Annotated in this window: 9 protein-coding genes and 2 riboswitches; of the genes, 6 read left to right on the top strand and 3 right to left on the bottom strand. The window is 58.1% G+C overall.

The window, feature by feature from the left end:
- Window positions 1–428: 428 nt before the first annotated feature.
- Window positions 429–881 (bottom strand): CoA-binding protein, encoded by a 453-nt coding sequence (locus A6F49_RS04915; RefSeq protein ID WP_043057186.1) that lies wholly within the window; start codon window positions 879–881, stop codon window positions 429–431.
- Window positions 882–983: 102 nt separating this feature from the next.
- Between A6F49_RS04915 and A6F49_RS04910 the strand changes: the two genes are divergently transcribed.
- Together A6F49_RS04910 and A6F49_RS04905 are read left to right on the top strand one after the other, a co-directional pair.
- Complete coding sequence (locus tag A6F49_RS04910; RefSeq protein ID WP_043057187.1) at window positions 984–2,525, top strand: thiamine pyrophosphate-binding protein; 1,542 nt, start codon at window positions 984–986, stop codon at window positions 2,523–2,525.
- A gap of 55 nt (window positions 2,526–2,580) precedes the next feature.
- Window positions 2,581–3,603: an MsnO8 family LLM class oxidoreductase gene (locus A6F49_RS04905; protein WP_052504734.1), complete on the top strand. Its 1,023-nt coding sequence runs from the start codon at window positions 2,581–2,583 to the stop codon at window positions 3,601–3,603.
- Here A6F49_RS04905 and A6F49_RS04900 read toward each other — a convergent pair.
- On the bottom strand, window positions 3,600–4,097 hold the full coding sequence (locus A6F49_RS04900; protein WP_043057188.1) for a MarR family winged helix-turn-helix transcriptional regulator: 498 nt from the start codon (window positions 4,095–4,097) through the stop codon (window positions 3,600–3,602). The two genes, A6F49_RS04905 and A6F49_RS04900, sit on opposite strands and share 4 nt — an antisense overlap.
- Window positions 4,098–4,163: 66 nt before the next feature.
- On the opposite strand from A6F49_RS04900, the gene A6F49_RS04895 reads away from it, so the two are divergent.
- Both A6F49_RS04895 and A6F49_RS04890 read left to right on the top strand, forming a co-directional pair.
- The gene (locus A6F49_RS04895; protein ID WP_052504735.1) at window positions 4,164–4,976 is read left to right on the top strand and encodes an aldo/keto reductase; all 813 of its coding nucleotides are present in this window, start codon (window positions 4,164–4,166) and stop codon (window positions 4,974–4,976) included.
- 196 nt (window positions 4,977–5,172) lie between these two features.
- Window positions 5,173–5,928: a hypothetical protein gene (locus A6F49_RS04890; protein WP_043057189.1), complete on the top strand. Its 756-nt coding sequence runs from the start codon at window positions 5,173–5,175 to the stop codon at window positions 5,926–5,928.
- Between the two features lie 111 nt (window positions 5,929–6,039).
- On the opposite strand, the gene A6F49_RS04885 is transcribed toward A6F49_RS04890, so the two are convergent.
- Window positions 6,040–7,446, bottom strand: a complete 1,407-nt coding sequence (locus tag A6F49_RS04885; RefSeq protein WP_043057190.1) for an LLM class flavin-dependent oxidoreductase — start codon at window positions 7,444–7,446, stop codon at window positions 6,040–6,042.
- Window positions 7,440–7,530, bottom strand: a riboswitch (SAM riboswitch). It overlaps the preceding gene by 7 nt.
- A gap of 120 nt (window positions 7,531–7,650) precedes the next feature.
- On the opposite strand from A6F49_RS04885, the gene A6F49_RS04880 reads away from it, so the two are divergent.
- Window positions 7,651–9,105 (top strand): APC family permease, encoded by a 1,455-nt coding sequence (locus A6F49_RS04880; RefSeq protein WP_043057191.1) that lies wholly within the window; start codon window positions 7,651–7,653, stop codon window positions 9,103–9,105.
- 147 nt (window positions 9,106–9,252) lie between these two features.
- A riboswitch (SAM riboswitch) is annotated at window positions 9,253–9,342 on the top strand.
- A gap of 9 nt (window positions 9,343–9,351) precedes the next feature.
- A complete protein-coding gene (locus tag A6F49_RS04875; protein ID WP_043057192.1) occupies window positions 9,352–10,143 on the top strand; it encodes an ABC transporter ATP-binding protein in 792 nt (263 codons plus the stop codon).
- The last annotated feature ends 1 nt before the right edge of the window (window position 10,144 follow it).

Raw genomic sequence — 10,144 nt, 5'->3', positions numbered from 1 at the left:
CTCGTAGACGTCACTCAGCGTTAGATTACCAACGGCCCGCCGAGGTCCACTATGGTGGACTCCAGCTTGCCACCGCAGCCTAAAGAAAACCCATCAACAAGGTGTCCGAAAAACGCAGGGCAGACCAAAGTCACCACACGGGATGGTTTTCGTTTCGCCACAATTTCACTGATCAAAAGTTGGGGCTTGATGTCGCTGCACTACATGATATTCGCGCCTACACCGAGGAAGGCGATGAGATGCGCACGCGACTAAAGACTCACCACTATTGACCAGCGACTATGTCACAAAGTAGGTATCGACCACCGGGCCGCATCAAAGCAAGACGTATCAACTGGTCACGTCGAATAAAGGCATGCCAGCACGGCTGGCATGTACGGCGATTAGCAAGGTGTCCGGTTCAAAGGATCGCGTCGAAGAAATGTAGACTACATGCGCCAACCAAAGGAGCGCATGCGGCCTTCAATCGATGGGCAGGTATCTACGACCACATTCATGCCTGCAGCCAGTGCCTTGTCCACGGCCTCGGCACCACCGACGTCTTTCTGGAACCAGATGTTTTTAATGCCTTTGCGAATGGCTTCATCTACGACGCCGACCGCAGCGGCCCCGTTGATGAAGACATGCACGACGTCCACGGGAAACGGGATTTCATTCAGTCGCCCAAACGCCCGGTCGCCATTGACTGGTTCTCGCCGGAGATTTACCGGGACGACATGCATACCAAGTTCGGATTTCAAAAAAGAGGCAATGGGTTTGGCGACACGGTCGGGGCTGTCGGTGAGTCCCACAACGGCCCAAGTGGCACCGGGAGTACCAAGCAGAGAGACAATGAGCTGCGGATTATTGGCCGCTTCGGGCCGATTTGAAAGCTGTGTCATGCCACCACTATAAAGTTGTGACACGCATCACGTCTAGCGTGGTGATTTACCTAGCGTGTTTCAAACCGTATCCTTAGAGTTGATTATTCTCCAGGAGGTAGCGTGGCCCAAGTGGTGTATTCGACCCGGTTAGCTCAGTTATGTGCAGCTACCGGCGTGGAAACCGTATTTATTCCAGAACAGTTATGGAATACACGGCTCAGTGAAGCGTTTGAGGATGCACAAGGTAATATCGCAACCGCCGACGGGATCACCGAGATCGATTTTCACGTCGTGCGTACGGGCACGCCCGATGGTGCGGTCATGGCCGCTGCAGGTTATCGACACGCAGGTGGCCCACCAGCCGCCGTGGTGCTGGATGCATCCCAGGACTTTCTGACCACCCTGGATAAGATCGGCCAAGCGGTCCGAGATAAGCTGTCAATGGTCATCATCCTGGTGGAGCCTGACGAACGATTCAACGGCATCAACGCAAATTGGGCGAGCCTGGTAACCGGCATTGGGGCCATTGCTATCCCAGCAGGTGAAGCCGAAAACGCCTCGCAGGCCATGGTCGATGTGATCGAGGGCCTCAATAAACAGCTGCCGTCCGTACTGATTATCAAACCTGAAAATCTCGACGCCGAGATTACCGATGAAGCCGAACCAGAATTTGCCGCCCCACGCACCGGGGCTGTCCCCCAGACTTCCCAGATCGTGCGTGCCGCAAAATCCTTAGCCCGGGCCCGCTGGCCGCTGGTGATTGCCGGTCGCGGTGCCCGCCACGCCAAATCGGCGCTGGTGGACCTGGCCAAGACGACCGGGGCCCTGTTGGCAACCTCGGCCGGGGCTCACGGACTATTCGAGGAACAAGATTTCAACATCGGCGTGCTGGGACGCATCTCCACGCCAACCACTGCTGAGCTGGCACGCAATGCCGATGTGATTGTCTCCTTCGGGTGTGCTTTAGATGATTGGACCACGCGAGATGGCAAGCTCATTGGCCCCAATACCTTATTGATCCAGGTCGATACCTCGCCCTGGGCGGTGGGCCGATTTACCCCGGTGTCCCAATCGCTGATCGCCGATGCGCAAGCAGTGGCCACCTCCCTGGACCTGGAAATCAACAAACTGCTGGCCGAACCCAAGGTCGGTTATCGGACCCAAGAGACCGTCGAGCAGCTGACCACCAAGTACTGGAACTCCCGGCCCATCCCAGAACACCAACTGCGCGAAGACACCGTGGATCCACGCGCGTTTCTGGACCGGTTAGAAGAGGTCCTCCCGGAACAACGCACCGTGATCGTCGACCAGTCGGCCCAGGCCGGCTATGCGACCAGCTACCTGCGGGTTTTAGATCACCGTGGCTATATGTTCTTCCCCTCCGGCGCCGTCGTGGCCGGCATGGGTGCTTCGATTGCGCGCGATGACCGCATGATCGTCGTCGTCACTGATGAATCTGGACTCATGGATGCGCTGGCTGACTTCCGCACCGCCGTGGCGAATCTGCAGCGGGGCGCGCTGGTCGTCTTCCAGCAAGAAGCACCCGTGGTGGAGATGGCCCGCTACTACGGTCTGCCGGTGCATGAAGTCACCAGCCTGGACCAACTGCGCGAAGACATGTTTACCTCGGGCGTGGTGGTCTTAGCCGTCCAGCAACAATAGGACCCCAACCGCGAAGTGATTTGCGCGCGCTGATCGAACGTGCTGAGCTGAGCTCATGAGCACCGTGAAACTGTCGATCTTAGACCGCGCCAACACTCGGGTTCACGACGGCGAGACCGTCTCCGCCCGACAGATTTTTGCTGAGGTCACCCAGCGGGCAAAAGCCGCAGAACAGCTGGGCTATCACCGTTTCTGGGTCGCCGAACACCACTCGGTGCCCGGGATCGCAGGCTCGGCTCCGACCCTGCTCATCCCCCATCTGGCCGCAGCTACCTCACGCATTGGCTTAGGCACCGGCGGGATCATGGTGCCCAGCCACCAACCCTTGGTGATCGCCGAACACATCGGCACGCTGCAGGCGCTGGTAGGGTCGCGCCTCGATGCCGGCCTGGGTGCTTCCGTGGGTTTTACCAAACCGGTGCGCACAGCGCTGCGACAGACCGACGACGCTAAAGACTACTTTGGCGACGACGTCGACCAACTGATCGCCTATCTGGATGGCACCGCAGACATCACCGCCTACCCACAGGATGCCTCGCAGACCGACCTGTTTGTGCTCACCGGCGGGCGCGCCGCCGAGTTCGCAGCACAACGCGGCATGGGCTTGGTGCTGGGTGGTCCTGCGGTGACTAACGGATTGAGGACTACCCGAGACGTTAATAAGGCCGTGGTGGCCTACCGGGAAAACTTTGTGCCCTCCTCGCGGCGCCAGCAAGAGCCTTATATCATCGCGTCAGTCAATATTGCCGTTGCCCACAGCCGTCAAGCCGCCGAAGATCTGGTGTTATCCGAGGCTTGGGCGCTGACCCGATCGCGCAGCATCGGTGTCTTCCAGCCGTTGGAAGAGCCCGCCAGCATACGTGCAGCCAAGCCCTCGGAACAACAACAGCGGCGCATCGAACAATCCTTGGCCACGACCATTTACGGCGCGCAACACGACGTCGTGGAACAACTCCACCGGGTGCTGACCTACACGCAGGCCGATGAGATTATGGTGACCGGTAATATTTGGGATCCAGCTGACCAGCAGGAATCCGACCGACTACTGATGGACGCCTGGCGTGCTGCGGCAGGCTAACGGGTTTTTGGTCTACCGGTGACTTCACCGGTCGGTGAGACGGCTTCGACAATGCGAGCAGCAGCCTCCCCCAGGGCCTGGGATTGTTCCCCGGTGAGTTGATCAAAGATCGCCTGTTGAACAGCTTCGACGTGACCGGGCGCCATCTCAATAACCTTCTGCAAGCCCTCATCTGTGAGTTTGCCCAGCGTATAACGGCCATCTTCCGGGTCCGGGATGCGTTCGACCCAGCCGGACTTCATCATCCGGGAGATGACCCGTGATAAGTGCGACAGCGTCATATTGGTGATGCTGGCCAGCTCAGACAAGCGGATCTGGCGATCCGGGGCTTCAGAGATCTGCGACAGCGCATAGTATTCGTAGAGGCTCAAACCAGTATCCTCGCGCAATTGGGCGTCGAGCTTGACCGGGAGCCAGGTCATCAGCGACCACACAGCACGCCATGTATAGTCTTGTTCTTCGGTCAACCAGCGGGTTTCGGGTGTGTCAGTCATGACACCAACCCTACATTACTTGATGCGGAAAGTCATGACGACTAGGCCGGTTTCCATAGCAAGTAATTGATTGGACTTGCGCATGCCGTCCTCAATGCTTTTGTTGAGGCCGGCAGCAACTTCATTGATACCGCAGACCTCTACTCGGTGTGGGGTGAAGGCCACGAAGGCGGCGAATCCGAGAAGATATCGGTGAATGGATCACCGCTGGCAACAACCGCGACAAGGTCATCATCGCGACCAAAGTTGGGGGGCCTGCCAACTCGTCCGGGTCTGAGCGCCGACAACGTTGAAGCCACTCTGGATGAGTCGCTGAAACGCTTGCAGACCGATTACGTCGATCCGTACTACGCCCACTACGACGACGAAAACGTCGCAATTATTGGTCAGCTCAAACACGCCAACAGCCTCGTAGAATCCGGCAAGGTCAAGCACATCGCCCTGTCGAACTTCGACCCTGCTCGGATGCTCGAATGGTTTGAAACTGCCAAGGCCAAAGGCCCGACCCTGCCGGTTGCCATCCAACCGCACTACAACCTGATCCACCGTGCCGATTTTGAAAACGCTTACAAAGCGATCGTAGATGAATTCGACGTCGCCGCGTTTCCCTACTTCGCACTGGCTTCTGGTCTCCTGACCGGTAAATACCGCTCGAAGGAAGATATCCAGGGCAAAGCTCGCCAGGGCTTCGCTGAAGACCTCATCACCGATGATGCGCTGAAAGTTGTCGAGGCCGTCGTGGAAATCGCCGAGGCTCGCGGTGTGGAACCAGCCACCGTTCAGTTAGCCTGGCTGCTGGCCGATGGCAAAGCTGTGACCGCGCCGGCAGCTTCTGCTTCGACCTCAGACCAGCTGCCAACACTGATGGCTGACCGTTAACCTCCGTCGGGTTGGCTTTGCCGATGCACTCGATACCGAACCCCGCTTACTCGAGCAGTTAGACAACCTCATCGAAAAAAGTCTTACCGCCCATGCGCTGAGATCGGCGTTGGCGTGCACTAGTAGCGAACGAGGGCGCTAGCAGTGCGGGATCGCCTTGACCTTGGTCGGTGTCGCTAGCAATACTGGTGAGCAAATGAGTGAAACCAAAGGTCCGGAAATTAACTGGCTCGGGGCAACAGGTTCCGCCCTCGGGTCTGTCACGTCAGCTGTCCTGCTGTCCACGCTCGGGGCCTCCGGGACGATCATCGGAGCAGGGCTCGGAACCCTCATCATTGGTGTAGGCGGCAGTGTTTACGCCTACTATCTCCAGCGAGCGAAATCTAACATTGAAAAAACGGCGGAAAAGGCCAAGCGCACTCGTCGATTCTCGAAACGCCCAAAGGACCAGCTCGCAGACAACGCACCAATCACCGCGCAGAAGGACGCTACCCACGCTGTTGGTGCAACACGTGCACAGTCGACAAAACCCAGGTTGCAGGACGTGCTGCGGGACATGCCGTGGAAGCGCGTCGCTTGGTGGGTCGCTGGGCTCTTTGTTGTGACGATGACGATCATCCTGGTCTTCGAACTTGCAACCGGCCGTCCGGTATCGTCCTACACCGGTGGCACCAGCCCGGCTAGTAGCGGCACCTCGTTGACCGGAGTCACCGATCCGGCTCGCGACGACCCCGCACGGACACCAGAACAACAGAACCAGCCGGGCGTCCAAGACCAGTCTGAAATACCGCAGCCGACGCAAGCACCGATCGAGGGCGAGGAAGACTCTGTTGTTCCGGAAAATGAACCCACAGCAGCACCAGAAGCGCCCCGTGAGCTGCCCGAGCAACAACCCGACCAAGCCCCACAACAGGGACCGGTGCAGGAAGAACCTGCCGAGCCAGTTGACTAACGTGGGCTGGTCCGTCTAGCACTATCTGCCACGTCAGCAGCTTCCAAATACATCGACCCCAGTGCCACAATGACTTGGCAACTGGGGTCGATGTATTTGGAAGGATGAACGCTAGACTGCAGCGTTGGCGCCGAGTTTGTAGCCGGCACCGATGTGGCTTTCTGGGAGGTGGTCGCCACGGCCAAAGAGTTTGTGGCGTAGCGTGCCGTCGGAGTATTCGGTCTTGTAGCGACCGCGCTCCTGCAGCTCTGGGACAACGTATTCTACGATGTCTTCAAATGTGCCCGGAGTGATGTGATAGGCCAGGTTGAAACCATCAACATCCGTCTCATCCTGGATCTTGATCAATTCTTCAGCGACCGTTGCACCGGATCCAATGAGCACCGGACCAAAGCCACCCACGCCGGTCCATTCGGCAAGCTTGCGAACAGTCCACTCCTCGCCGTCACCGGAGGCTTTCCGGAAGGTTTCGGCAGCAGACTGGATGGCGTTGGATTCGATGTGACCAATCGGAGCATCGAGGTCGTATTTCGCGAAGTCAGTGCCCATCCACCCGGACATCAGCGCCAGCGCGCCTTCAACATCCGCGTACTGGGCTAGCTCGCGGTATTTCTCTTGGGCTTCTTCATCGGTGGCTCCGGTGATAATGGTTTGCATGCCAAAGACCCGAATATCATAGGGGTCACGGCCTACTTCAACTAGTGCCTGACGGGTCTTGGCGATCGAACCTGCCAACAGCTCATAGGTCGGTGAGTTCAAGAACGTAGCTTCAGCGTGCTTGGCACTGAATGCACGCCCACGCGTGGAGGCACCGGCCTGGTAAATGACCGGGGTGCGCTGTGGCGATGGTTCAGTCACCGCTGCTCCTGGCACCTTGAAGAATTCACCTTCGTGTTCGATGTTGTGAACTTTGGTGTGGTCCGTGAAGACACCGGTTTCGCGGTTGAATTGTACGGCGTCGTCTTCCCAGGAGCCCTCGAGTAGCTTATAGATGACTTCCAGGTATTCATCGGCGTGATCGTAGCGGCGATCGTGTTCCATTTGATCGTCGTTGCCCATGTTTCGGGCCGCCGATGGTAGATACCCCGTGACGACATTCCACCCCACGCGGCCGTTGGTCAGATGATCCAAGGTGGCCAGACGACGCGCGAACGGGAATGGGTGTTCATAAGCGGTTCCTGCGGTGACACCAAAACCGAGGTGTTCGGTGACAGCGGCCATGGCCGAGACCAGCAAGAATGGGTCGTTAACCGGCACCTGGGCGCCGGATTTCAGGGCAGCGTTAGCGTTGCCACCATAGACGTCATATGGGCCGAGAACATCAGCGATAAACAGACCATCAAAGAGGCCTTTTTCTAGCGTCTGAGCCAGGTTGGTCCAGTAGGACAATTTGTTGTAGTCGCGGGATTGATCCTGCGGGTGGCGCCACAAACCTGGTGATTGGTGGCCGACACAGTTCATGTCGAAGGCGTTAAAGAGGATTTGGCGTTTTGATGACACGATGAGCTCTCCTTCCATCGGTTCTGGCGGTAGCACCTTCCCCGTACAGGGTGGTTGCTGCGGCGTCGTCGAGCCAGATCTCTTAGCCGCTCTGGATGGTTACAGCTACTGATTCAAACACATATGTGACCAACATTGCCAATCGTTTTGTCATATTGTTGTGCACCCAACAGCTGTACAAGCGTATACTCGGCGAGGTCCATTTGTAAGAAAGGTAACAACATGTCAACGCAAACCACAGGTCAGCAGCCAGTTAAACTGGCCAAAACGCTGACCAATATCGATGCGCTGGCGCTGGGCTTCGGCGCCATGATCGGTTTCGGTTGGGTTGTTCTCACCGGCGGTTGGATTGAAAACGCAGGCACCATGGGTGCGGTTGTGGCAATCCTCGTTGGTGGCGCGATCATGGCCGCCGTTGGGCTGGTCTATTCTGAACTCACCTCGGCGATGCCACTAGCCGGTGGCGTACACCAATACGTTTTGCGCGGCCTGGGTCCGCGCTTCGCGTTCATCGGTTCTTGGGCTCTGGTGGGTGGTTACGTCACGATCGTGGCCTTCGAGGCCGTCGCGTTCCCCCGTACCGTGGCCTATATTTTCCCGGAGATTAACGCCATCCCACTGTGGGACGTCGCCGGCCACACGGTCCATCTGACCTGGGCGCTCATCGGTGTTATCGGTGGTCTGGTCATCACTTGGCTCAACGTTCGCGGCGTCAAACAGGCTTCGATCGCACAGAATTTTACGGTCATTTTCCTGCTGGTCGTTGGTGTGCTGATGATCTTTGGTTCGGCCACGCGCGGCGAGGTGTCCAATATGGAACCGTTGTTCACCCCGGGCACCGCAGGATTCTTTACAGTCCTGATCGCCATTCCATTCTTATTTATCGGTTTCGACGTCATCCCGCAGTCCGCCGAAGAGGTCAACGTGCCAGCCCGCAAGATCGGCCGGTTGGTGATCATCTCGGTTGCCATGGCCACCGCCTGGTACGTGATGGTCGTGCTGACGACGTCGTCAGCCATGGGGGTGGGCGAACTCGCCCAAGCCGATATCGCCGTCGCCGACGCTTTTGGTGCGCTGTTCAACTCGCAACTGATGGCCAATATTCTCATCGCCGGTGGTATCGCCGGCATTTTGACCTCGTGGAACTCGCTGCTGCTGGGCGCCTCCCGCCTGGTGTATTCCATGGCCAATACCGGAATGCTGCCAGCCTGGTTCGGCAAACTGCACCCCAAGTACAAGACTCCGGCCAATGCCCTGTATTTCATTGGTGGCTTGTCCCTGCTGGCACCATTCTTTGGTGAAAACATGCTCACCTGGCTGGTGGACTCGGGCGCACCATCGATTATCATTGCCTACTTCATGGTCTCGGTGATCTTCATTGTGCTGCGCCGTCGCGACCCAGACATGGCTCGTCCACTGCGCATCGGTGGGGCCGGCCGCGGAGGCGAAATCATCGGCTGGGCTTCAATCATCCTGACCGGCGTGCTGTTTAGTGTCTACCTGCCCGGCATGCCATCGGCACTGGGTTGGCAGCCGTGGCTGATTTTTGCCATCTGGTGGGGCATCGGCGCGCTGTTCTTCTTCAAGGTGCCAACCGGTGTGCAACCCGGCCCGAATGCCGGCCAACGTGTCCTGGAAATTGTCCAGGAACGACGTCGCGCGAAACAACAATCCTAATGCGACCGCGTTGACCGCGCCAACAATTATGGCGTGGTGCCTCCCCTGTTTCTGGGTGGGCGCCACGCCATTTTTTACGCCCCGTGACGCCCGATACAGCCCTGTGTATTTCCATTTTGGCTCGGTCTATGGCTATGCTTATTCCCGTAACCATCCAGAGCGACTAAGAGACTTGGCTCGTAGACGTCGCAGCAACCACCCAACCGGGCAGGTGCTACCGCCAAGAGTCGATGGAGTGAATCTTTCATGACTCATGCAAATACTTCTGCTGTTGTGTGCCGTAATGTCGGTCGCGCTTTCGGGACCAACGGCACCAGTCGCCAGATCCTGACCAACATTGACCTGGACATTGAACCCGGTGAGATCATCTCGATCATCGGTGCCTCGGGTTCTGGTAAGTCCACGTTGCTCCGAGCACTTGGTGGGCTCGACGTCGGATTCACCGGCCAAGTGCTTATCGACAACACAGCCGTTGAACAATACGACCCACGCTGTGCGATCGGGTTCCAGGAACCGCGACTACTGCCCTGGGCCACCGTGACCGATAACGTGGCCATCGGCCTACCCCAGGGCACATCCAAACCCGCCGCGACCACTCGCGTTGCCGAATTGCTCAAACTCGTCGGGCTGACCGACGCCGCCAATCTTCGGCCACGAGAAATCTCCGGTGGGATGGCTCAGCGTGCTTCCCTGGCTCGCGCCATGGCGCGGGACCCAGAAATCCTGCTGCTCGATGAACCCTTCGGCGCACTCGATGCCCTCACCCGCATCAAAATGCAGCAACTACTCCTCGACGTCCACGCGCAAACGGGCACAACCACCATCATGGTCACCCACGACGTCGACGAAGCCCTACTGCTCTCCGACCGGATCGTGCTACTCGACGCCTCCCCCCACGCCGAAGGCGCGACCATCGCCAACATTTTCACACCACCCGTGCCACGCCCGCGCGTCAGCCACGACCCAGCTCTGGTGTCCCTGCGCGAAGAGCTCCTGGCCGGACTCGGTGTCAACTCACTTGCATCCTCGAAAGGTTAAC

Origin of the sequence: Enteractinococcus helveticum (genome assembly GCF_001657475.1) — a bacterium.
GTDB classification, from domain to species: Bacteria; Actinomycetota; Actinomycetes; order Actinomycetales; family Micrococcaceae; genus Yaniella; species Yaniella helvetica.
This window is presented reverse-complemented; position numbering and strand designations above follow the sequence as displayed.

Excerpts from the sequence above, each read along its gene's own strand:
- A6F49_RS04880 (WP_043057191.1), top strand. The coding sequence starts at position 7,651 with ATGTCAACGCAAACCACAGGTCAGCAGCCAGTTAAACTGGCCAAAACG.
- A6F49_RS04900 (WP_043057188.1), bottom strand. The coding sequence starts at position 4,097 with ATGACTGACACACCCGAAACCCGCTGGTTGACCGAAGAACAAGACTAT.
- A6F49_RS04915 (WP_043057186.1), bottom strand. The coding sequence starts at position 881 with ATGACACAGCTTTCAAATCGGCCCGAAGCGGCCAATAATCCGCAGCTC.
- A6F49_RS04905 (WP_052504734.1), top strand. The coding sequence starts at position 2,581 with ATGAGCACCGTGAAACTGTCGATCTTAGACCGCGCCAACACTCGGGTT.
- A6F49_RS04875 (WP_043057192.1), top strand. The coding sequence starts at position 9,352 with ATGACTCATGCAAATACTTCTGCTGTTGTGTGCCGTAATGTCGGTCGC.
- A6F49_RS04885 (WP_043057190.1), bottom strand. The coding sequence starts at position 7,446 with ATGGAAGGAGAGCTCATCGTGTCATCAAAACGCCAAATCCTCTTTAAC.
- A6F49_RS04890 (WP_043057189.1), top strand. The coding sequence starts at position 5,173 with ATGAGTGAAACCAAAGGTCCGGAAATTAACTGGCTCGGGGCAACAGGT.